At 65.3% G+C, this 23261-nt stretch carries 21 protein-coding genes; 6 read left to right on the top strand and 15 right to left on the bottom strand.

Annotated elements, in window-relative coordinates; genetic code table 11:
• Positions 1-12 precede the first annotated feature (12 nt).
• The 5 genes from MFM001_RS20340 to MFM001_RS20320 form a co-directional block, all read right to left on the bottom strand.
• Positions 13-1074, bottom strand: a complete 1062-nt coding sequence (locus tag MFM001_RS20340) for an amidohydrolase family protein (protein WP_192887010.1) — start codon at positions 1072-1074, stop codon at positions 13-15.
• Between the two features lie 147 nt (positions 1075-1221).
• The gene (locus MFM001_RS20335) at positions 1222-2463 is read right to left on the bottom strand and encodes a cytochrome P450 (RefSeq protein ID WP_116377070.1); all 1242 of its coding nucleotides are present in this window, start codon (positions 2461-2463) and stop codon (positions 1222-1224) included.
• Positions 2464-2466: 3 nt separating this feature from the next.
• The gene (locus tag MFM001_RS20330; RefSeq protein WP_116377069.1) at positions 2467-2661 is read right to left on the bottom strand and encodes a ferredoxin; all 195 of its coding nucleotides are present in this window, start codon (positions 2659-2661) and stop codon (positions 2467-2469) included.
• On the bottom strand, positions 2658-3344 hold the full coding sequence (locus MFM001_RS20325) for a TetR family transcriptional regulator (protein ID WP_116377068.1): 687 nt from the start codon (positions 3342-3344) through the stop codon (positions 2658-2660). The genes MFM001_RS20330 and MFM001_RS20325 overlap by 4 nt, the downstream gene beginning before the upstream one ends.
• Before the next feature lie 17 nt (positions 3345-3361).
• A complete protein-coding gene (locus tag MFM001_RS20320) occupies positions 3362-4174 on the bottom strand; it encodes an SDR family oxidoreductase (RefSeq protein ID WP_116377067.1) in 813 nt (270 codons plus the stop codon).
• A gap of 272 nt (positions 4175-4446) precedes the next feature.
• Between MFM001_RS20320 and pstS (MFM001_RS20315) the strand changes: the two genes are divergently transcribed.
• The 3 genes from pstS (MFM001_RS20315) (at position 4447) to pstA (ending at position 7545) form a co-directional block, all read left to right on the top strand.
• Positions 4447-5568 (top strand): phosphate ABC transporter substrate-binding protein PstS, encoded by a 1122-nt coding sequence (gene pstS, locus MFM001_RS20315; protein ID WP_116377141.1) that lies wholly within the window; start codon positions 4447-4449, stop codon positions 5566-5568.
• Positions 5569-5581: 13 nt separating this feature from the next.
• Positions 5582-6565, top strand: coding sequence for a phosphate ABC transporter permease subunit PstC (gene pstC, locus MFM001_RS20310; RefSeq protein WP_116377066.1), 984 nt, complete (start codon positions 5582-5584; stop codon positions 6563-6565).
• Between the two features lie 74 nt (positions 6566-6639).
• Positions 6640-7545, top strand: coding sequence for a phosphate ABC transporter permease PstA (pstA, locus tag MFM001_RS20305; protein WP_116377065.1), 906 nt, complete (start codon positions 6640-6642; stop codon positions 7543-7545).
• A 12-nt stretch (positions 7546-7557) separates the two neighbouring features.
• Here the strand turns inward: pstA and MFM001_RS20300 are convergent, their stop codons facing one another.
• Positions 7558-9522: a serine/threonine-protein kinase PknD gene (locus MFM001_RS20300; RefSeq protein ID WP_116377064.1), complete on the bottom strand. Its 1965-nt coding sequence runs from the start codon at positions 9520-9522 to the stop codon at positions 7558-7560.
• Between the two features lie 22 nt (positions 9523-9544).
• Positions 9545-10654 carry a phosphate ABC transporter substrate-binding protein PstS gene (pstS, locus tag MFM001_RS20295; RefSeq protein WP_116377140.1) on the bottom strand — a complete coding sequence of 370 codons (1110 nt, stop codon included), beginning with the start codon at positions 10652-10654 and terminating at the stop codon, positions 9545-9547.
• A 166-nt stretch (positions 10655-10820) separates the two neighbouring features.
• Between pstS (MFM001_RS20295) and MFM001_RS20290 the strand changes: the two genes are divergently transcribed.
• The 3 genes from MFM001_RS20290 (at position 10821) to MFM001_RS20280 (ending at position 13378) form a co-directional block, all read left to right on the top strand.
• Complete coding sequence (locus MFM001_RS20290) at positions 10821-11504, top strand: TetR/AcrR family transcriptional regulator (protein WP_116377139.1); 684 nt, start codon at positions 10821-10823, stop codon at positions 11502-11504.
• Positions 11505-11615: 111 nt separating this feature from the next.
• Complete coding sequence (locus MFM001_RS20285; protein WP_116377063.1) at positions 11616-12473, top strand: metal-dependent hydrolase; 858 nt, start codon at positions 11616-11618, stop codon at positions 12471-12473.
• Positions 12474-12490: 17 nt separating this feature from the next.
• Positions 12491-13378, top strand: a complete 888-nt coding sequence (locus tag MFM001_RS20280; protein ID WP_116377062.1) for a metal-dependent hydrolase — start codon at positions 12491-12493, stop codon at positions 13376-13378.
• A gap of 69 nt (positions 13379-13447) precedes the next feature.
• Here MFM001_RS20280 and MFM001_RS20275 read toward each other — a convergent pair whose 3' ends face one another.
• From MFM001_RS20275 to MFM001_RS20240, 8 genes are read right to left on the bottom strand one after another with little or no spacing between them, the layout of a single operon-like run.
• Positions 13448-15001 (bottom strand): virulence factor Mce family protein, encoded by a 1554-nt coding sequence (locus MFM001_RS20275; protein ID WP_116377061.1) that lies wholly within the window; start codon positions 14999-15001, stop codon positions 13448-13450.
• Between the two features lie 3 nt (positions 15002-15004).
• On the bottom strand, positions 15005-16126 hold the full coding sequence (locus MFM001_RS20270; RefSeq protein WP_255422441.1) for a virulence factor Mce family protein: 1122 nt from the start codon (positions 16124-16126) through the stop codon (positions 15005-15007).
• Positions 16123-17679, bottom strand: a complete 1557-nt coding sequence (locus tag MFM001_RS20265) for a virulence factor Mce family protein (RefSeq protein ID WP_116377060.1) — start codon at positions 17677-17679, stop codon at positions 16123-16125. Before MFM001_RS20265 ends, MFM001_RS20270 begins: the two co-directional genes overlap by 4 nt.
• A complete protein-coding gene (locus MFM001_RS20260; RefSeq protein ID WP_116377059.1) occupies positions 17676-19223 on the bottom strand; it encodes an MCE family protein in 1548 nt (515 codons plus the stop codon). The genes MFM001_RS20265 and MFM001_RS20260 overlap by 4 nt, the downstream gene beginning before the upstream one ends.
• A complete protein-coding gene (locus MFM001_RS20255) occupies positions 19220-20260 on the bottom strand; it encodes a virulence factor Mce family protein (RefSeq protein ID WP_116377058.1) in 1041 nt (346 codons plus the stop codon). Before MFM001_RS20255 ends, MFM001_RS20260 begins: the two co-directional genes overlap by 4 nt.
• Complete coding sequence (locus MFM001_RS20250; protein ID WP_116377057.1) at positions 20257-21474, bottom strand: MCE family protein; 1218 nt, start codon at positions 21472-21474, stop codon at positions 20257-20259. The genes MFM001_RS20255 and MFM001_RS20250 overlap by 4 nt, the downstream gene beginning before the upstream one ends.
• A gap of 5 nt (positions 21475-21479) precedes the next feature.
• Positions 21480-22349, bottom strand: a complete 870-nt coding sequence (locus MFM001_RS20245; protein ID WP_116377056.1) for an ABC transporter permease — start codon at positions 22347-22349, stop codon at positions 21480-21482.
• 1 nt (position 22350) lies between these two features.
• Positions 22351-23067, bottom strand: coding sequence for an ABC transporter permease (locus MFM001_RS20240; protein ID WP_116377137.1), 717 nt, complete (start codon positions 23065-23067; stop codon positions 22351-22353).
• Between the last annotated feature and the right edge of the window lie 194 nt (positions 23068-23261).

Genomic DNA, 23261 nt, shown 5'->3' with positions numbered 1-23261 from the left:
CACGAAACCGCCTTACAGACCAAGGAACTCGGTGATGTTGCCGCTGACGATCTTTGCGGCGGCTTCCGGCCCGACGGCGTCGACGACCGCGGCCAGCGACTTCTCCGAATAGCCGTACGTGCTTTCGTTGTGCGGATAGTCGGAAGACCACATCACCTTGTCGACACCGATCTTGTCGATCAGCTGCAGGCCCAGCGGGTCCACCATGAACGACGCGCTCATGTGCTTGTCCCAGTAGTAGCGCACGTCATGCTCGACCGGCCGGTTGAACATGTGCTGATACGATGCGACCAGGTGCTCGGCGTCCTGCAGAGCCCATGGCACCCAGGCGATCCCGCCCTCGAACCACCCGATCCGCAGATTGGGGTGGCGATCGAGGATACCGGCGAAGATGTACTTGGAGAACGTCTCCCGGAACCCGTCGATGTTGATCATCATGCCGACCACCACACTGTTGAACGCGCACGGCGTTTTCGGCGGAGTCTCGCCGATGTGGTGGGTGACCGGCAGCCCGGACTCCTCGATTTCGTCCCACACGGGGCTCATCGCATCACTTGCGTAGTCGATGATGTTGCCGTCGTCGTCCTTGCCCGGGTTCAACGGCAGCAGGAATGTCTTGAGGCCCAACGATTTCAGCTCGGCGAGTGTCCGGCGGGTGCCCTTCGGATCCCACCAGTTGATCAGGCCCGCGCCGTAGAAGTGACCGCCGGAGCGCTCCTGCAGCTCGGCGATGTACTCGTTGTAGATGCGGAAGGCGAGCTCGCGAAGTTCCTTGTCCGGGTAGTGGAACAGCGCCAGGATCGCGTTGGGGAACGCCAGCTCCTTCTCGACGCCGTCGTCGTGCAGCTCCTGGATGCGTGCCTCGATGTTGGTGCTGCCGGCGCCCGGCAGATCGTCGTATTGCATCAGCACCGCGCTGAAATCGCCCGGCAGGAACGACTGCCCCTTGCGGCCGACCTGATAGGCGCCGTCCTCGTACCAGATGCGCGGCGCCTTGTCTTTGAGGTTCTCCGGGAAGCGCTCGTAGAAGATGTCCTCGGCCAGCGAAATGTGGTTGTCCGCAGAGAAAACCACTGTGCCTTCGGGCAGGCCGACGTTGCCGAGGTCGGCGTGTCCGCGCCGATCCTTGGGGGCGCCGTAACCTTCGGGCGGGTAGAGCGAGACGGTGCTCGTCATGATTGATCCTCCAATCGGATCGGCTCGGGTTTGAGGGTAGTCATCTCACCAGGCCACCGGAAGTTCGTAGACGCCGTACGCGAGGCGGTCGTGTTTGAACGGAATCTCCTCGATCGGCACGGCGAGCCGCAATGTCGGGATGCGGCGCAGCAGTGTGTGAAAGACGATCTGCAGTTCGGCGCGGGCGAGCTGCTGGCCCACGCATTGATGTCTGCCGTAGCCGAACGCGACGTGCTGACCTGCGCCCTCGCGGGTCACGTCGAGCTCGGCCGGCTCGGGGTAGACCTTGGCGTCCCAGTTCGCCGGCGCCAGATCGATGATGATGCCCTCGCCGGCCCGGATTGTCTCGCCGGCGATTTCGATGTCCTCGATCGCGACGCGGCGCTGGCCGTTCTGGATGATCGACAGGTAGCGCAACAGCTCTTCGACAGCGTTCGCAACGACTTTCGGGTCGTCGGTGTCGCGAAGGGCTGCCAGCTGGTCGGGGTTTTCCAGCAGCGCCAGCACCCCGAGCCCGATCATGTTGGCGGTGGTCTCGTGCCCGGCGATCAGCAGGCCGGTGCCCAGTTGGGCGGCTTCGCGCACACTGAGCTCGCCGGCCTTGACGCGCTCGGCCAGGTCCGACACCGCGTCCTCGGCCGGGTTATCCATCTTGGTCTCGACCAGGTTCGCCAGGTACTTGGCCAGCCCGGCCGCACCCTTGGCGGTGTCCTCGCCGGTGGCATAGCGGGCAAGCCCGATGTTGGCGTGGCGCTGGAAGAACTCGGCGTCTTCGTACGGCACACCCAGCAGTTGGCTGATCACAAGCGACGGCACCGGTAAGGCCAGGGCGGTGACGATGTCGGCGGGTTGCGGCCCGGCCAGGATCGCGTCGATGTGCTCGTCGGTGATCTGCTGGATCACCGGGCGCAGACCCTCAACCCGCTTGAAGGTGAACGGCTTTGACAGCATCCGCCGGAACCGGGTGTGCTCCTCGGCGTCCGAGGTGAACACCGACCGGGGGCGCTTGTGCACGGTCGACAGCATGCCCTCGTTCCAGTGCGGAAAGCCGGGCCGACGGTCGTCGACGCTGACCCGGGAGTCGGCGAACAGCGCCCGCACTTCGTCGTAGCCCGTGATCAGCCACGGTGTGCTGCCGTCCCAGATCCGCACCCGCGACAGCGGTTTGGCTTCCGCGAGTGCCATCACGTCCGGTGGCGGCGCGAACGGGCAGCCGCCGTCGCGGGCCATCGGATATTCCGGTACGCCCGAGGCGGTATCGGTAGTGCCGGTGAGGGTGTCGGACACGTCTCACTCCTCGATGTAGATGGCCGACGCGGGACAGCCCGCAGCGGCGCTGCGGGCGCCCTCGGCCTGCTCGGGCGACGGGTTCTCGTTGAGCAGCACGACGACACCATCCTCGTCGCGCTGGTCGAAGATCTCGGGGGCGCGCATCACGCAGTTGCCCGACGACGCGCACTTGTCTTGGTCGACAACGACTTTCATCGGCTACTTCTTTCGCTCACCGGCGCCAGCCACAAGCCCACGATCGCGTCGATGAGGCCGGATCCGGCCGTCTGCCACGACGAGCGGGATGCCGATGTACCGCTCGCCATTGCCCGTTCACGATCCGCGCACGTGTGCATCAGCAGATTGCGGGCCATCACGTTGCGCTCCACCCGGACGTCGTGGGGCAATTCGGGAAGGCAGCTGTTGATGCCGTCGATCACCCGAACCAGCGACGGGGATGTCAGCGCATCTTTGACGATGATGTTGTGGTAGGCCGGGTCCGTCATCACCTGCGCGGCGAAGCGCGCATACCAAGTGGGATTGCCCAGCGCCGCAAGGTGATCGGTGAGCGGCCGCACCAGACAGGCCACCCAGTCCCGCATCTCGGTGGACTCGCCCATCTCGGCCACCATCTGCTCGCGCAGTCGCTCGATGGGCACCCGGTGCTTGTGCTCGATCGCCCGCACCAGATCGGTTTTGGTGCCGAAGTGATAGCCGACGGCGGCGTTGTTGCCCTGCCCCGCGGCCTCGCTGACCTGGCGGTTGGACACCGCGAACACACCGTGCTCGGCGAACAGCCGCTCGGCCGCAGTCAGGATTGCCTCCTGCGTTGTGCTGGCCCGCTCGCTGCGCGCGGCCCTCGCCGTGGTCACGGGGTTAGTCAACCCCTCCCCGCGCATTAAGTCAAGCGATTGATTTAATCCTTCGGAGCGCTGCGCCGCCGGATCGGCTTGCCGATCGAGGTGCCGCCGTCGACCGGCAGCACGGTCCCGGTGACATAGCGGGCGCGATCGGTGGCGAAATACAGCGCGGCCTCGGCGACGTCGTCGGGCGTGCCTTCGCGCTGCAGCGGACGGTCGGCGCGCATCTGCTCGCGGGTCATCCGTTCGAAACGCTCGAGTTGTTCCGGCGACATGCCGCTCGCCGAGGAGGTCAGCAGAGGCGTGGGGATACTGCCAGGCGCGATGCAGTTGACTCGAATGTCGTAGTGCGCCAACTCGATTGCGGCGGATTTGGTGAACTGGATGACCGCCGCCTTGGAGGCCCGATATGTCATCACCCCGCCGCCGGCCTGAATCCCGCCGATCGACGACACGTTGACGATCGAGCCGCCGCCCGTGTTCGCCATCTGACGCGCGGCGTCACGGGTGCCCGCCATGACACCGAGCACGTTGACCGCCATGACGCGCTGGAAGTCGGCGAGGTCGTCCTCGAGGAAACTGCGGTGCATCCTGCTGGAGATGCCGGCGTTGTTGACCATGACGTCGAGGCCGCCGAACCGCTCGACCGCGAATGACACCAGAGCGCCGACCTCGTCGGGCTCGGCCGTGTCCGTGCGCCGGAAGGCGGCCTGCCCGTGCGCGTCCGCGATCACGCTGCCGCGGTCGGCGTCGATATCGCCGACGACCACCCGGGCGCCCTCCGCCAGGAACCTCTCGACGATGCCGGCGCCGATACCCGATGCTCCGCCGGTGACGATCGCGACCTTGCCGGCTAACTCGTTGACCACATCGAAGAGTTAATCGGCGCGCTCTCGGTTAAGTCAAGTGCTTGATTTAGCGGCAGCGGCGGACCCGTCGTCGCCGTTCGCCGAAAAAGCACCTGGAATTCTCGACTGGGAGGTCGTCGTGCTGATACGTTCGCCTCGGTGGGGCCCTTGATCAACGATGCGTCTACGCGGTGCCGGCCTTCAACGGCTGCGGACCCACTGGCCGTGCGGTTCGGCCTGACCCGTAGGCGCGGTGAAAGTTGTCGTCACCTCTACTGTTCGAAGGAGCCGATTTGAAACTCAACCGATTTGGCACCGCACTGGGTGTCATGGCCACTGGTGCACTGGTGCTGTCGGGGTGTGGCAGCAACAACAACAACACCAACGCGAATGAAGGCCAGGCGCCGTCCGGTTCGTCGTCTGCAAAGGTCACCTGCGGCGGGCAGAAAACGCTGAAGGCCAGCGGGTCGACGGCACAGGCCAATGCGATGGCCCGCTTCGTCAACGCGTTCGAACAGGCATGCTCGGGTCAAACGTTGAACTACACCGCCAACGGCTCTGGTGCAGGGATCAACGAATTTCTGGGCAAACAAACCGATTTCGCGGGCTCGGACGTGCCGCTGAGCGCAGACGAGGCAACCAAAGCCCAGGAGCGGTGCGGCTCGCCGGCGTGGAACCTGCCGACGGTGTTCGGGCCTATCGCGGTCACCTACAACATCAAGGGCGTCGACAAACTGGTTCTCGACGGGCCGACCGCAGCCAAGATCTTCAACGGCACGATCAAGACGTGGGACGACCCTGCGATCAAGGGCCTCAACGGCGGCGCCAACCTGCCCGCCGAGCCGATTCACGTCGTGTTCCGCAGCGACGAGTCCGGGACCACCGCCAACTTCCAGGAGTATCTCGACGCGGCCTCGGACGGCGCCTGGGGCAAGGGCGACGGAAAGACCTTCAACGGCGGTGTCGGTGAGGGCGCCAAGGGCAACGACGGCACGTCGGCGGCGGTGAAGAACACCGAAGGGTCGATCACCTACAACGAGTGGTCGTTCGCCCAGGCGCAGAAGCTGAACATGGCCCAGATTGTCACCTCGGCCGGTCCCGACCCGGTGTCGATCAGCAGCGACTCGGTCGGCAAGACGATCTCCGGCGCGACGATCAAGGGCCAGGGTCACGACCTTGTGCTCGACACCAACTCGTTCTACAAGCCGACGCAGGTCGGCTCGTACCCGATCGTCCTGGCCACCTACGAGGTCGTCTGCTCGAAGTACCCCGACCCCCAGGTCGGCACCGCGGTGAAGGCCTTCCTGGAGACCGCCATCGGCCCGGGCCAGGATGGCCTGGCGGACAACGGGTACATCCCGATCCCCGACAAGTTCAAGTCGAAGTTGTCGGACTCGGTCAACGCCATCTCCTGATCCCCCAGGCTTGATGGCCCGACGTTCGCCGCCGCGTCCCGGTACGCCGGAGTTGACGGTGACGAGTGTGGAGGCTGCGCGGCGCGGCGACCGACTGTTCAAGTCGGTCGCCGTCGCCGCCGGTTTGACAATCGTCGCCGCGATCGCGCTGATCGCAATATTCCTGCTGGTCAACGCGGTGCCCTCGCTGCTGGCGAATCACGCGAACTTCTTCACCAGCGCACAATTCGACACCACCGATCCCGAAAATCTGGTGTTCGGCATCCACGACCTGTTCATGGTGACGGTGCTGAGTTCGTTGTTCGCTCTAGTGTTGGCCGTGCCGGTGGCGGTCGGGATCGCGGTGTTCCTCACCCAATACGCGCCGAGCCGACTCTCGCGTCCGTTCGGCGCAATAGTCGACCTCCTTGCCGCGGTGCCGTCGATCGTGTTCGGGCTATGGGGAATTTTCGTGTTGGCGCCGATGCTCGAGCCGTTCGAGCTGTTGCTCAACCGGGACCTGGGCTGGTTGTTTCTGTTCAAGAAGGGCAACGTGTCATTGGTCGGCGGCGGCAATATCTTCACCGCCGGGGTCGTGCTCGCCGTGATGATCCTGCCGATCATTTCGTCGGTTTCGCGAGAAGTGTTCCGGCAGACTCCGCATCCGCAAATCGAGGCGGCGCAAGCGCTCGGCGCGACGAAGTGGGAAGTCATCCGAATGACCGTCTTCCCGTTCGGCCGTAGCGGTGTCATCGCAGCGTCGATGCTGGGTTTGGGCCGCGCGCTGGGCGAGACGGTGGCGATGCTGGTCATCATCCGCGCTGCGGCCCAGCCCGGGAATTGGTCCCTGTTCGACGGTGGCTACACGTTCGCCTCCAAGATCGCCTCTGCGGCAAACGAATTCACCGAACCGCTGCCGACCGGTGCCTATATTTCCGCCGGATTTGTGTTGTTCGTCCTGACATTCATCGTCAACGCGGCTGCCCGCGCGGTCGCCGGCGGGAAAGTCAACGCATGACCCGCGTCGGCGACGATGCAGAGCCGGAGTGATGTGGGGGTACCACCCGCTTGCGGGGGAGAGGAGCGGCGCACATGAGCAGCGTCACGCTTTATCGGCCGGTCAAGGGCGCGGCGTTTCTCCACATCAGCATCGGGCGGCGGATCAAGGACAGCGTCGCGCGAATACTTTTCCTCACCTCGTTCGTCGTCGCGATGGTGCCGTTGGTCTGGGTGCTCTGGGTGGTAGTCAAACGAGGCTGGTACGCCATCACCCGGCCCGACTGGTGGACTCATTCGCTACGCGGTGTCCTGCCGGAACAATTTGCCGGCGGGGTGTATCACGCGCTCTATGGAACCCTGGTGCAGGCCGGGGTTGCCGCCCTGCTGGCGGTGCCGCTCGGAATCATGACCGCGGTGTACTTGGCGGAATATGGTCCGAGTCGCCTGACCCGGTTGACCACGTTCATGGTCGACGTACTCGCCGGGGTGCCCTCGATCGTGGCGACGCTCTTCATCTTCAGCCTGTGGATCGCGAACTTGGGATTCGAGCAGAGCGGCTTCGCCGTATCGCTGGCGTTGGTGTTGCTGATGTTGCCGATCGTGGTGCGCGCCACGGAGGAAATGCTCAAGCTGGTCCCTGACGAATTGCGAGAAGCCAGTTACGCCTTGGGTATTGCGAAATGGAAGACGATCGTGCGGGTCGTCATCCCGACAGCACTGCCGGGCATCATCTCCGGTGTCCTGTTGTCCATCGCACGCATCATCGGCGAAACCGCGCCGGTGCTGGTGCTGGTCGGCTACAGCCGCTCGATCAACTACGACATCTTCAGCGGCAACATGGCCACGTTGCCGCTGCTGATCTACACCGAGCTCGACAACCCCGAACACGCCGGCTTCTTGCGGGTGTGGGGCGCGGCGCTGACCCTGATCCTTGTGGTGGTGGTCGTTAACCTGATCCCTGCCGCGGCGACCCGCCTGCTGGCAGCGCGCCGACGTTAGCGCCCGCCAACGTCAGCTTGGCGGCAGCTTCACCACCCGGTCGTTGCCCCGGTCGGCAATGTAGACGTTCCCGTCTTTGTCCACCGCCACATCCAATGGGGTGTTGAGGCCGGTGAACGGCAGCACGACCGGCTTGTCCGACCCCGCCGGCAACTTCACCACCTGACTGTTGTCGTGTTCGGTGACGTAGATGCTGCCCGCACCGTCGACGGCGATACCCCAGGGCGCGGACAGACCGGTGAACGGCAAGTCGCTCTGGTTGTTCGACCCGGCGTCCAGCTTCACCACCCGGTTGTTGTCGGTGTCGGTGACGTAGACGTTGCCGGCACCGTCCACCGCCACACCATCCGGGTTAGTGAGGCCGTTGAACGGCAGATCGGTCGGGTTGCTCGAGCCGGCGTCCAGCTTCACCACCCGGTTGTTGCCGCGGTCGGCGACGTACACCGCACCGGAACTGTCCACCCACAGACCCTCGGGATAGTTGAGGCCGTTGAACGGCAACGTGGTCTGACTGTTCGACCCGGCGTCCAGCTTCACCACCCTGTTGTTGAAGTCGGTGACATACACGGCGCCGGCACCATCCACGGCGACCCCTTGCGGCTCGTAGAGTCCGGTGAACGGCAGCACCGACGGGCTGCTCGACCCGGGTGCCAGCTTCACCACCCGGCCGTACATGCCCTGGTTGGTGACATACACGTTTCCGGAGCTGTCCAGCGCCACCCCGCCGGGCGAGAGGCGGAAGTTCAGGCCGTTGAACGGCAGCACCGATTGTCCGCCCGCGTTCTGGGAGGGATGCGACGGCCCGAACAGCAGGATCGCAGCGGCAACCACGACGCCGACGACCACGAGTGCGATGGCGCCCATGATCGCCCAGCGCCTGCGTTGGTCGTCGGCCTCGGGTGCCTTGCTGAAGTCCGGCGCACCCGCGGGGCCGGTCGAGGCCGGGGCAGGAGGCTGGCTCTGCCAGCGACTGCCGCCGGTGTCGGGGGGCGGTGACCACGCCGGCTGGGTCCACGTGTCGGGGCGGGGACCCGAGCCGGTGGAATGGTCGCGGAAACCGGCCAGACGCGGATCGGCCGCGCTGCCCAGCAGGGTGGCATTCTCGCCTTGCCGCAGAATCGAGGTGGCCTGGTGCTGGTCGGTTGTGGTCAAGGTCTCGTGGGCGGCCGCGGCCAGGTCCCCTGCGCTGCGGTAGCGATCCTCCGGATTCTTGGCCATGCCTTTGGCGATCACCTCGTCCAGGGCAGCCGGCACCTCGGAGGGCCGCTGCTGGCTGGGCCGCGGAGCGGGTTGCATCAGGTGCGCCGCGATCAGCTGTTCGATGCTGTCCACCCGGTACGGCGGCGCGCCGGTCAAACACTCGGCCAATACACAAGCCAGCGCATAGATATCGGACTTGTAGGTGACGTCACTGCCCGAAAACCGTTCCGGGGCCATGTAGTTGTAGGTTCCGATCGCGGTGCCGGTTTGGGTCAGCCCAGGATCGGTTGCGGCGCGGGCGATCCCGAAATCCACCAAGTAGGCGAAGTCGTTGCCGGTGATCAGAATGTTTTCCGGCTTGACGTCGCGGTGAGTTACCCCGGCGGCGTGCGCGGCGTCCAGCGCGGAGGCGATCTGGCTCACGATAGCCACCGCCCGCGCCGGGCTCAGTGGACCGTTGCGCGCCAGCAGAGCGCGCAGCGAGGTGCCTTCGATCAGCCGCATGTCCACGTAGAACTGGCCGTTGATCTCGCCGTAGTCGTGGATCGGCACGACGTGCGGTTCGGTCAAGCGTCCCGCCGTGTCGGCTTCGCGTTGCATCCGCGCGCGAAACTCCGGGTTGCCGGAGAACTGCGCCGAGATCAGCTTCAGCGCCACCACCCGATGCTTGCGGGTGTCCTCGGCCTCGTAGACCTCACCCATACCGCCGCGGCCCAGCAGCCGCCTCAGCTGGTAGGGCCCAAACCATGACCCCACCCGCGAACCCGGCTCGGTCACCGTCGACGCTCCCTTCGGCTCATCACGAGATGGCGTTCACTGCCGTCTCGAGTTTCGATTGGAAAGACCTCGGCAGCGGGATGGACCCGTACTGGTCCAATCCATCTTGTCCCGAGCCAATTGCGGCCTGCAAAAACGCTTTGACAGCGGGCCCGGTCGCGGGATCCGGGTACTTCGAGCAGACGATCTCATAGGTCGCCAGCACGATCGGGTAGGCGCCGGCTTGCGTCGGCTTGTAGAACGACGACGTGTCCAACACCAGGTCGTTACCCTGTCCCGCGATTTTGGCCCCGCTAATCGTCTTGCCGACTGTTTCGCTGGAGATCGAGACCGGGTCCGGACCGGCCGACGTGATGATCTGAGCCATGCTCAACTGCTTGCCCACCGCGAACGACCACTCGTTGTAGGTGATCGACCCGTCGGTTTGTTGCAGAAGCGCCGACGTGCCGTTGTTCCCTGCGGCGCCCTGGCCCACACCCCCGTTGAACTCCTCCCCGTCGCCTTTACCCCACGCACCGTCGGACGCGCCGTCGAGATATTTCTGGAAGTTTGCGGTGGTCCCGGACTTGTCGCTACGGAAGATGACGGTGATGGGCGTGGACGGCAGGTTGGTGCCTTTGTTGAGCCCGGCGATCGCCGGATCGTTCCACGTCGTGATGCCGCCGTTGAATATCTTCGCCGTCGTGGGTCCGTCCAGGCTCAGCGAACTCACGCCCTTGAGGTTGTAGGTGACGGCGATCGGACCGAACACAACCGGCAGGTCCCAGGCCGGCGAACCACACCGCGCCGCCGCCCTGTCGGGTTGGCCCTTCGATGGATCCAGCGCCACATCCGAGCCCGCTAAATCGGTTGCGTTACCGATGAACTGCTCCACCCCTTTGCCAGAACCGATTGCGGCGTAGTCGAGCGTGTGGCCCGGGCATGCGCGGATATAGGCGTAGACGAATTGTTCCATCGCATTTTCTTGTGCGGTCGAGCCGCTGGCCTTGAGCCGCTGCTTGCCGCCGCACTGCACCGGCACCGACGCGGCGCTGGATTGCGATGAGCTGTTGGAATTGCTGCCGCACGCGGAGAACACCAGCGCACTGGCGGCCAGCAGGCTCAGCGCGGCGCTGCATCGCTTGAACTTCACGCAAACCACCTTCCGTCGCATACCTGCGTCGTTGCTTGGCAACAGTCGGCATAGAACGCCGAGCCTACCGACAACCCTAGGCGTTTCGAGGATGAACGACCGTGCGTTTCGGCCCGCCGCAATCGAGTACGTGCTGTTCAGCACGGCCTGCGGATACCATTGGCTGGTGTCCACGGAGGCTCTCGGCGGGCGACTGCCCGAATTGACCGGCGACGCCAGAGTCGATCGCTGGCGTGAGCACCGTGCCGCGGTACGGGCCGAGTTGGTCGAGGCGACGCTGCGGGCGATCGAGGAATACGGCCCAGACCTGTCCATCGACGACGTGGTGCGCACGGCCGGCGTTCCGCGGCCGAAGCTCTACCGGTTCTTCGCCGACAAGGACACGTTGTTCAGCGCCGTGGGCGAACGGGTGCAGGCCATGGTGCTCGAGCGCGTGGTTCCCCGTTTCAGCGAGGCCGGCACCGCGCGGGAGTTGGTCCGCTCGGCGGTGACAACCTATATCGACCTGGTCGACGAGCGGCCCAATCTATTCCGCTTCCTGGTCGGGTCCCAGTTCACCGAGCGCCGCTCGACCGAGGCGTTGATCGAGGGCGGCAGGCCACTGGCCAACGCCACCACCGAGGTGGTGGCCGGCATCTTGCGGGCGCGCGGCGGGCAGGCGGACGACCTGCAATACGCCGTCGATGCTTTGCTGGGCGGGGTGGCGCTCGGCGTGCTGCGCTGGCTGAACGAGCCGACGATCAGCAAAGCCGAGCTCATCGAGCAGCTGACCACCTTCCTGTGGGGCGCGTTGTCGGCAACCGCCGCCGCGCGTGGTCTGGCGCTCGATCCGGACGAAAAACTCTCCTAGCGCTGGTTTCCCTGACTCTTGCGGGCCGTGGTGGCCCGCGGTACTGTGACGACAGGCACATGGTACTGGTAGTACTAGGTACTGGAAGTTCGAAGAAGGGCCATCGGAGTCATGGCGAACGCGACGCAGGCCAGTTATCCGACGACGAGGCGGATCCGCTTCCGGTTCGGCCAAGACGAGACGTACGGCAAGTACTTCGTCAACAACGACATGGTGTTCAGCCACTTCGTGGCGGGGCTGTCAGGCTCCTTCCCGCCGGGCGAGGAAGCATTCATCCGATCGGTACGCCGATACTCCGACCGGATCACCGAACCGGTGCTCAAGAAACGGGTCAACGGCTTCATCGGCCAGGAGTCGACCCACGGGCAGGAGCATCGGCGGCTCAACGAGAAGCTCATCGAGAGGGGTTACCCGATCGGTTGGTGGGACTCAGAGTCGTTGAAGCAGAAGCGACTTCGGTTCGAAGAGTGGCTGGGCGGCCGGCGCCACCTGGCGCTGACCGCGGCCGCCGAGCATTACACCGCGGTGCTCGCCGAAAGGGTGTTGTCCAGCGCTGAAATTCAAGCGATTCCCGGCGACGCGGAAGTGTGGAACCTGCTGAACTGGCATGCCCTGGAAGAGCTGGAACACAAGTCGGTGGCGTTCGACGTGTATCGCGCGGTAGGCGGTTCCGAACGCACCCGCATCACGGTGATGGCCGTGCTGCTTGCGGTGATGATTCCGCTCACCACCGTCTTGTTGGCGATCGGTCTGGCGCGCGACCCGATCGCACGGCGGCATCCGCTGCGGCTGCTGCGCGAGACCTACGACTTGTACCGGGGTCCGTTCTTCAAGGGCTTGATCGGCCAGCTCGCGAAATACCTGCGTCCGGGCTTCCACCCGGACGACATCGACACGACAGCACTTTTGGAGCAGTGGCGCGAAGAACTCTTCGGCTCCGAGGGCGTCCTCGTCGACCACCTCAAGTAACCAAGGAGAAGATCGTCATGGGTGCTGTGCAGCGGGCGACAGCCGAAACCCTTTCGCCCAGAGCGTATCCCAAGGTCCGGCGGATCCGGTTCAGGTTCGGCGATCCCCGCCCGATGAAGCGTCACTTCGTCGAGGGCGACATCGTGCTGAGCCACCTGACCGCGCTGCTGTCGGCGATATTTCCGCCTGGCGAGGAGGGATTCATCAGGTCGGTGCGGCGCTTCGCCGACCATGTGACCGACCCGGAGCTCAAGAAGAGGGTCGCCGGATTCATCGGCCAGGAGTCGGTGCACGGCCAAGAGCATCGACGGCTGAACGAGCAACTGGTCGCGATGGGTTACCCGCTGGTGCGCATGTTCATGTTCGACCACGACAGCCGACGCCACAAACTGATAGTGCGCTGGGAGAACCGGGTGCCGGGCTACCTGCATTTGGCGTCGACGGCGGCGGCCGAGCACTACACGGCGACACTGGCTCAGCGGATGCTCTCCGACGAGATGCAGGCCATCCCAGGCGATCCCGAGGTCCGCAACCTGCTCAACTGGCATGCCATCGAGGAGCTGGAACACAAGTCGGTGGCGTTCGACGTCTATCGGGCGGTCGGCGGGCCGGAGTGGATCCGCATCGGGGTGATGGCGGTGATCTACGTGCTGACCATTCCGATCGTCACGGGCGGCGTGATTCTGTCGATCATGATGGACCCCAGCGGATGGCACCCGATCACGGTGTGGCGCCAGACGATCGGGGTCTTCCGGGGACCGCTGCTCAAAGGCGTGATGGCGGATCTGCGCAAGTACATGAGGCCGGGTTTCCACCCCGACGACATCGACACCAGCGAGCTGCTGGAAGTCTGGCGGCGGGAATTGTTCGGCACCGACGGCGCCCTGGTCGACCACCTCAAGTAGGCGGCCGGCTCACTTTGAGATCGCGTGCAGGGTCGTGATTTTCGCGAATCAACAGCCCTGAGCGCGATCTCAACGAGCCGGAGCCGGCGCCAGCATCTGCTTCCACCCGTCGTCGCCGATATCGCCGGAGTTCTCCAGGTTGTACTTGACGCCGTCGGGGCCCACCACTTCTCCGCTGGACGGTAGATAGACGGCCGCCGGGCTCGACGGTGTGTAGACACACGGGTTGGGCTGCTGTCCGTTGCACTGCACCGTGCCCGAACCCGGCCGGGACAGCGGATCGTTGACCGGTGGCGGTGTGCCGGGCACCTTGTCGGCCTGCAGCGGGTTCAGTCCGTTGTTGACCGACGGCGCCGGTATCACCTGGCCGGGGTTGACCGGCTGGTCACAGCGGGCGCCGGGCGCCGGGCAGTTGCGAATCTGGTTGGGGTCGCCGTACCACGGGTTGGTGCCCAGGGGCACATACGGTTTGGGGTCGCGGCACTCGCGCGGCGTCGCGGCACGTTTGCCCGGCACGTCGACGCAGGGCAGGTTGCGCGCCCCGCGCACCACGTTGGCCGGAGTGTCTTGGGGGATCTTGCAATACGTGCCGGTCGGCAGCGGCGCCGTGCTGGTGTCGGCCGGCGACCGCCACTCCGACGCCGGCAGGAATCCGGTCAGGCACGGCGGCGGATTGTTGAGCGACAGGTTGAAGTCCATCAGCACCGACCCCGGGGCCGACGCGATTGCGGACTGCGCGACAGACCCGATCTCCGGCAGGAACACCAGCAACTGCTCGAGACCTTTGTTGTAGCGCTTGAGCATGTCGGCGACGATTTCGAGGTTGGCCACCGTCTGCGGCAGCGCCTCGCGGACGTCGCTGAACACCTCGGCGACCTGATCGGCGGTCGGTGGGGCCTTCGACAGGATGCGTTGCAGGCTCGTGTCGTTCTGGGCAACCTGCGCCGTCAGGACGTTCAGGTTGTGAGACCAGCGTTCGATCGAATCACCTGAGGTGACTTGGCTGTCGATGATCGGTGCGGAATTCTGGATGATGTCGTTGACGTCGGAGAGGTTGTTCTTGAAGTCGCCGACGATCGTCTGGGTCGAGTCGACCAAGCGCTGCAGCGCGGGCCCCATGCCGCCGACCGCTTGCGCGGTCTCGTCGAGCAGCGAGGCGATCTTGTTCTTGGGCAACACCGACAGGCCGCGGTTGGCGGCGTCCAGCGCAGGCCCGATCTCGCTGGGCACCGTGCCCTTGGTGATGGTTTGGCCGGGCGAGAAGAACTTTCCCGGATTGCCGGTGGACACCAGGTCCAGGTATTGCTCGCCGACTGCCGACACCGAATGCACGTTGGCGGTGGCGTCGACGGGGATTCGGTAGCGCCTGTCGATCGACAGGGTGGCCCGCGCGCCCGTCACCGTCGGTACAACCTTGGTCACTTTGCCGATCTGGATGCCGCGATAGGTCACGTTGGAGGTGCGATACAAACCGCCCGAAGCGGGCAGATCCGCGGTCAGCGTGTATTGGCCGATGCCGATCATGCTCGGGATGCGCAGGTAATACCAGCCCAGGGCGACGAGTGCGACCACCGTCAGAATGGCGAACACGATCAGCTGGTAGCGGATGAAGCGGGTCAGCATCGGTTACTCACCCCGTTCCACCGGGGCGTCGGCCGGGTTGAGCGAGAACCGGATGTCGGGGACCATGGTTGCCGGGTCACGCCCCCACGACTGCTCGAGCGCGCGCAGCATTCCCGAGATTCCGGTTCCGGAAAAGACCGCATTGTCGATGGTGCTCAGCGTGAGGTCGAACGACCCGGAGACGTTGATGTAGTCGCCGCGCACGATCTTCGGCACGCTGTCGATGGTGAACGGCGGGGAGAGCAGCAGCCCCAGTGCGTCCACCAAATACGGTGAGGCAAGGCCGAGTTGCTTCAGCGGTCGCTGCAGCAACTGCAGATCCTGGTGCAGATCGCCCCGTGAAGCCGACAGCGTCTGGTCGGTGATGTCGCTGAGCCGGCCCACCGCGTCGACAGCGTTGATGAACAGATCTCGCTGGTCCGCGAAATGCTTTGCCAGGGGCGGGAATTCGGTGAGCGCCCGATCGATGACATCGGAGCGTCCGCCCACGTAGCCCAGCAGCCGGTTGGTCGAATCGATCGCGTGGGTGACATCGCCGCGCTGCTGGTTGAGCTTCGCGACAAAGGTGTCCAGCTTGTGCAGGAAGTCCCGGAACTGCTGGGCCCGTCCATGCAGCATGTTGTAGACCTCGTTCTGGATCACCTCGATGTTCGGAATCCCGCCGCCGCGCAGCACCATCGCCAGGCTGGCCAAGGTCTGCTCGATCGAGGGGTAGGCCGATGCGTTCCTCAGGGGAATGGTGTCGCCGTCCTTCAGCAACTGCGGCGACGGGTTCGGCGGCGCGGCCAGTTCGACGTGCTGAGAACCCAGCAGACTGGTCTGGCCGATCTTGGCGGTGGCGTTCTTCGGCAGCCGAACACCCTTCTCCAGGTCTATCGTCAGCGTGGCGACCCAGTTCTTCAGGTTGATGGCGCGCACGGTGCCGACGAAGACGTCTGCCACCAAGACCCGGCTGTTTCCGTTGAGCGCCAACGTGTTCGGTATCTGCACGTAGACGGTGTAGGAGCCTGGCCCGCTGCCTGGCCCGCCGGGCAGCGGCACATTGGAAATGCCGCGCCAGTTTCCGCACGACGTCAGCACCATCACGGCCACCAGCACCGCCAGTGCTTGGCGGACGCGCCTCACTGGCTTGGCCCTTCGGCGGCGCCGAGCGGAGCTTGCGCCGGCGGCGGTGGCGGCGGGGCGGCCGTCGGCGACGGCAGCGGCTGCGGATACCACGGCGGCGGCAGCGGGTTGTTCTGGTCGTAGGCATTGGGCGGCCCGGGCATGTTCTGCCCCGCCGGTGGCGGGGTGATGTCCGGGCCACCCATCAGCTCCTCCAACGATTCCGGCGTCAACATCGCTGCCGTGAACGGTCCGACCTGAACGCCCTGCATCCCCGGCGCGACGATCCAGCCCGGCTCCGAGTTTCGGTGCGACCACGGGGTATCCCGCGAAAAGATCCCGGGAACCGTAGTGTCCTTGTACCCGGGCGGCGGCTGCAGCCGCGGCTCGGAGTAGGCGATGTTCTTGGGCAAGGTGTCGGCGGAGCTGAACAGGTTCATCCCGAACGGCGCGTAGTTGAACTTGATCGCGTCCAGAATCGGCGCCAGATACTGCGCACACAGCTCGGCGGATTCCTGATAGCCCAGCCGGCTGCCGGCCTGAATTGCGCTGCAGATGAACTGCATTGGGTTCGCGAAGTTGACCAGCGCGGGCACCCCGGTCAGGCTGCCGTGCGCGGGCTCGTAGATCCCGAGCACGTTGGCGGCCATCGTGGGCAGGATGTGTAGCGCGGTCTCCAAACCGTCCCTCGGGGTTTCCTGCACGATCGCGGTGGTCGCTTCGGAGAGGTTGTTGACGTCGTGGGCCAGCACCTCACGGTTCTCCGAAAAGAACGTGCGGGCCGTGTCCAACAAGTCGTCGGTCTGCTGAATCGCGTTGGCGGCGGCCTGATCTGAGGTGGTCAGCGCATTCGTGAACTGGGCCAGGTCCTTGTTCAGCGCGACGAACTGTTGATCGTCTTGGTGCAGGGCGTTCACGAACAGCGCCAGGCTGCGCAGCACGGCGAAGAAATCGCCACGCCCCTCGTCGAGCGTGGTCAGGGCCTCGGACAGGTTGTCCAGCGTGGCGTTGATCTGCTTGCCCTTGCCGGCCAGCCCGTCGGCGAACGATTCCACGATGTCGCCGAACGGGCCCTTGGGCTGTTCGGGTGTGGGGCCGAGTTTGTCGATGATGTTGGTGAATTGGTTGCGCAGGTCGTCCCATTCCACCGGTACCTGGGTGCGTTCGATGGGGATCACCGCGTGGTCGGCCAGCACCGGGCCGCCCTTGTACGGCGGCTCCAGCTGGATGGCCCGCGACGCCACCAGCGTCGGGTTCAGAATCACCGCCTGCGCGTTGGCCGGCACTTTGTAGCGGCTCTGGTAGTGGAAGGTCACTTTCATCTTGTCGCCGGCCGGCTCGATCTTGTCGATCGCGCCGACGCGGATGCCCATGATCTGGACCTTGTCCCCCGAGTACAGCGCGTCGGCTTGCGGAAAGTACGCCACCACAGTGGTATTCGTCAGCCGGTGATAGACCTGCCAACCGACGAATGCGGCGATCAGACTCAGCAGCAGCACTGCCGACCCGATGACGACCGACGCCCGCGACAGCGACGGCAGCCGCAGGTTGTGGATGTCGAAGATGGTGCTCAATACTGGCCTCCGGTCCCGTCAGGCGTGATGAACGGCGCGGGGAGTTGCGGGCCGGGTCCGGGCGGTGCCGGCGGTCCCGGCGGCAGCCCGGGCGCGAACGTCGACGGCGGCGCGGCCGGGCCAGGCGGCCCCAGCGGCTCGCTGCGCGAGCCCGGCGGCCCCGGCGCGATCGGCACCGGAGTGCCCGGAACGTCCGGCGGCGCCTCGCCCGGCCGCCCGGCGATCGGGATCCCCGGCGTCGGCGGTAGCCCATGGGCGTTGGGAGGCAACGGCCGAACGTCGGGTAACGCCGGGTACGGCCCATTCGGCCCGAACGGGCCTTGCTCCTGATCGACGCCCGCACACGGCATCGGATTACCGGGCCGGGGCAACAATTCCGGCGGCGGCGCATACGAACACGGCGAACCGGGCGCCACCGCGGGCCCTGGATGATCCGGGGTGCCCTCCAACACCGGCGGCGCGGGCGGCGGCGCACCGTTGGGGAACCGGGTGCCGTTGGGGTCGGGGAACCGGAACGCCGGCAATCCCGCGCTGCGCCAGAAGTCTTCGGGATCGATGCCACGCTTCTTGAACGCCGCGTCCACCCACGGCTGCAGAATCCAGTACGGCAGGATGTTTGCGACCATCACCTTGAAGTACGGGCCGGAGCCGACCGCCTCGCTCAGCGCCGCGGTGTAGTTCCGCAGCGTGGTCAGCACCGACGCCAGGTCGTTCTTGTGCTTGGCCAATACGTCGGTGACGGTGCGCAATTGCTCGAGCAGGTGATGCAGGTTGGGGTTGTCGCGCATGAGCCCGCGCACCTGGGTCGAGAACGACGCGACGTTCCTCAGCAGCGCCTCGACGGCGCGCCCGCGTTGGTTGAACGCTGCCAGCAACGCCTGGGCGTTCACCAGCAGTGCGTTGATTTGCTTGCTGCGGTCACCGAGGACGTCGGCCACCTTTCTGGCCCGCTCGAGCAGGTGCCTGATCTCCTCGTCGCGTTTGCCCACCGTCTCGGAGAACTTGGCCACCCCGTCCAGGGCGGCGCTCAAGTGCGGGTAGGTCTGATCGATGGTGTGCGACAACACATTCAGCGACCGCTTGACGGTCTCGATGTCCCAGCCGGCGGCGGCCTTGGTGACGTCGAAGAACGCATCGTAAATCTGGTATGGGGTGGTGCTTTGGCCGAGCGGCAAAACGCCTCCGGGGCGCAGCTTTTCGTGGCCGCGCGGCTCGATCTCGAGCACCTTCTTTCCCAGGATGGTCTCGGTCTTGATCGCCAGCCGGCTCTCGGTGCCGACGGTATGCGTGCCCGTCGAGAACTTGATCAGAATGTGATCGCCGTCGATTTTGAGGCTCTGCACAATGCCGACGTCCTTGCCGGCGATGCGCACCTTGTCGTTCTTGCTCAATCCGCCGGTGTCGGTGAACTGCCCGTAGTAGCTCGGGCTGGCGAACAGCATCGGGACACTGCTGAAGCTTTGGCCCACGCCGACGACGAGCAGCGCCACCACGATCGCCAGCGCCCCGATGCGGACCCGGTTGGCGGGTTCGAGCGTTCTCATTGCCGGGTGCACCTACCCGTCGGCTGCTGCCAGAGCCTGACCGTGCGGACCGGTCCGCCGGGCTGCAGCCCGTTGACCGTGAGCGACGCGTCGCACAGGTAGAAGTTGAAGAAGTCGCCGTAGATGCCGCTGGCGCGACCGATGCGGTTGAACGCATCCGGCAGCTTCGACAACATGTTCTCGAGCCGGTCGCGCCCGTCGACCAGCGGCTGCGCGATGACCTCGAGGTGGCTTACGGTGTCGTGCAGCAAGCTTCGGTTGTCGGCCAGCAGATCGGCCACCGTCCCGGCGGCGTTGCTGATATGCGCCGTGCCGGCCGCCAGCGGATCGGCGCGGTCCTTCAAACCGGTGACCAGTTTCTCGACGTTGTCGACGGTCGCGTCGAACTCCTTACGGTGCTTGACCGTGGTGTCCAGCACCGTGTTCAGGTTCTTGATCACCTCGCCGATCGCGTCGTCGCGCTGCGCCAGATGTTCGGTCAGCTGCGCGGTTTGGTCGAGAATGTCGTTGATGGTGCCGCCCTCACCCTGGAACACGGTGATGATGGCCGACGCGAGGCTGTTGACCTTCTCGGGATTGAGCGCCCGAAACAGCGGCTTGAAACCACCGATCAGCGCGTCCAGGTCCAGCGCCGGCTGGGTGCGGGCCAGCGGGATGAATCCGCCGGGCGGAAGCACCCGGTCGGCGTTTTCGCCTGTGCCGCGGTCGAGTTCCAGATAGCGGTTGCCGATCAGGTCCTGATAGCGGATCGCTGCGGTTGTCGATTGGTACAGCTGGATCGAGCGGTCGACGGTGAAGTCGACCCGGATTCGCTTGTCCCCGTCTATCAGGTCGACGCTTTTGACCTTGCCGACCTCGACACCCGAGGCGCGGACGAACTGCCCGGCCCGCAATCCGCTGGCATTGGAAAACTCTGCGGAATAGCTGTTGGTTTTGTCGAATCGGATCTGGCCGAAAACAATGACGATGACGGCGGTGAACAACAGCTGCACTGACGCGATGGCGGCGAGTCGAATAATTGTTCCGCGGATTTTCATGGGTTGATCGTGTACTCCCCGTACTGGCGTCCCCACACGTATTCGGTGGCGATAGGCTGGCTGATTTCAAAGTGGTTGTACGGCGCGATGCTGTTGCCGGTGTCCATCACCAGGTAGGGCGCCGGCCACAGGTCGCGAGTGATCGGCTGCCAGCAACCCGCCGAGCCGCCGGGTCCGCCGCGGGCGTTCACCCGCGGCAAGTTGTCCGGATAGATGTATGGGTTCTCCGCTCCGTTGAGCGAAACACCAAGCCGCGCAGAGTAACTGTTGCCGCTTTCCAGTTCCCCGATCTTGGGGACGAGTTTGGCGAAGTTGCGGAAGGTGCAGAGGATCTCTGGGCTGTAGGTGTCGAGCAGCCGGGCGGTGGGCACCAGATCGGCGAGCAGGCGCTGCAGGTACGGCCCCGCCTTCTCGAAGGTGTCCGCCGCGGTGTTGGCGAAGCCGGTCGCCGCCAACAGCGCGGCATCCACGTCGGCCTGTTGGCGGTTCAGCGTGCGGGCAGTGGTGATCGCATTGTTCAGGGCGTCAAAGAGATTCGGTGCATTGTCGGCGTAGATGTCGCCGAGGGCCGCGAGCTGCTGGATGTCGTGGCGGATGGTGGGCATCTGCGGGTTGACGTCGTCGAGGATCGCGTTGCCGTTGACGATCGACTGACCGAACCGCTCGCCCAGCCCGCTGAGCGCCTGCGCGGCCGCGGAGAGCGTCAGGTTCACCTTGACCGGGTCGACCTTCTCGGCAATCTGGGTGATCGTCTCGAACAAGGTGTTGAATTCGGTGGTCACCGAGATCGCGTTGATCACGTGCTGCGGTGTGATCCGTTGCGGCGACGGGTTTTGCGGCGACGTGAACGACACGTACTTGTTGCCGAACACGGTCGTCGCCTGGATCTTGGCTTTGACGTTGGACGGAATCAGTTGCACGTACTGCGGATCCACGTCGAGGGTGAACTTGGCGGCCGGCTCGCCTTCGTGCTGAACCTCGGAGATCTCGGCCACCCGGCCGATACTGACGCCGTTGAAGGTGACCTTGGAGCCGCGATCCATCACCAGGCCGGCCCGGCCGGCCAGCATCGTCAACCGCGTCTTGGGTGTGAAATTGCCGCGAAACTGCCAGTACGTCAACGAAAGCACCAGGGCGCACGCCAGCAACAACCCCAGGCCCGCCACCAGGTCCGGCCAGCTTCGCGTCTTGCGTTCCTTGATCGGAATCGTCATGGCGGCTACACCGTGAGGTTGAAATTCGGGTCGACGCCGTAGAGCGCAAGGGAGGTCAGCAGGACCACGATCACCGTCGACACCAGCGAGAAACGCATCGATCGGCCGACCGCCTCGCCCACCCCGACCGGTCCGCCGCTGGCGGTGTAGCCGTAGTAGCAGTGGGTGATCATCACGATCACCGCCATCACGATGACCTCCGCCCCCGACCAGAACACGTCCTCGGTGCGCAGGAACGTCCGGAAGTAGTGCTCGTAGGTGCCCACCGACTGTCCGTAGAACAGCGTGGTGACGGTCTGCCCGGACAAAAACGACATGACGAGCGCCATCGCATACAGCGGGACGACCACCACCAGCCCGGCCATCAGACGGGTCGACACCAGAAACGCGATCGACTTGATGCCCATCACCTCGAGCGCGTCGATCTCTTCGCTGATCCGCATGGCGCCCAATTCGGCTGTGGCGCCGGCACCGACGGTCGCGGCCAGCGCGACGCCGGTCACGACCGCCGTGACGACGCGGACGTTGGCCAGTGCGGCGAAGAATCCGGTGAACGCCTCGACGCCGATGTTGCCGAGCGACGCGAAGCCCTGGATCGCGATCAGCGAGCCGCCGGACAGCGTGGTGAACCCGATGATCGACGCGGTGCCGCCGATGACGGCCATCGCGCCGGTGCCCATGCCGATCTGGGCGATCAGCCGCAGCGTCTCGCGGCGGTAGCGGCGCAGCGCCCAGCCGATCGACCAACTGCCGACAAGCGCGAACCGGGTCATCTGCCCGGCGCGACTGATTGCCCGGGTGGTGCCGCCGACATAGTGCTCGAGGTTGGCGACAGTGCGCGGGTAGCGGGCGCGAATGACGGTGGCAGTGGACATCTCAGCGCCCCGTCCCGAACCGCACACCGATGGTGGTGAGCACCACGTTGACCGCGAACAGCGCGAGCACGCACAACACCAGCGTCTCGTTGACCGCCACGCCGACACCCTTGGGACCGCCCTTGGTGGTCAGGCCGCGGTAGCAGCCCACCAAACCGGCGATCACGCCGAATATCGCCGACTTGACCATGGCTATCACCACTTCGGGCAACCCGGTGACCAAGGTCAGCGTGGCGAGATAGGCGCCGCCCGAGACGTTTTGGAGCTTGACGCCGAAGAAGAAGCCGCCGATCAGACCGATGGTGATCACAGTGCCGTTGAGCAGCGTGGCGACGAACGTCGCGGCGACGACCCGCGGCACCACCAGCCGGTGGATCGGGTCGATGCCGAGCACCTCCATCGCGTCGATCTCCTCGCGGATCGTGCGCGCGCCGAGGTCGGCGCAGATGGCCGTCGACCCGGCACCGGCCACCACCAGCACGGTGGTCAGCGGCCCCAGCTGGGTGACCGCGCCCAGCGCCGCACCGGCGCCGGACAGGTCGGCGGCCCCGAACGCCGACAGCAGAGTGTTGAGCGTGAAGACGATCAGCACGGTCAGCGGGATCGAGACCGCGATGGTGGGCAGCAGCGCGACCCGCATGATGAACCAGCACTGGTAGATGGTTTCGCGCCAATGGAAAGGCACCCGGAACAGCGACTTTCCGGTCAGCACACACATCCGGGCAAAGCCGCCGACCGTGGCCAGCGGAGGCTCGAGTTGCTCGCGAACGTATTCGGTGAGCCGGGCCGGCGCCTGCGTCGCCGTCGTCACCGTTGCCTCGTCCCCCCTGGAGCACGCGTTGGGCAGCACGCGACGTGACAACTCAGGTTCCCCATGGGCCACACTATGTAACAAAAATCACACTAAGCGCA

This window comes from Mycobacterium sp. MFM001 (assembly GCF_003402475.1).
In the GTDB taxonomy this organism is placed as follows: Bacteria; Actinomycetota; Actinomycetes; order Mycobacteriales; family Mycobacteriaceae; genus Mycobacterium.
This window is presented reverse-complemented; position numbering and strand designations above follow the sequence as displayed.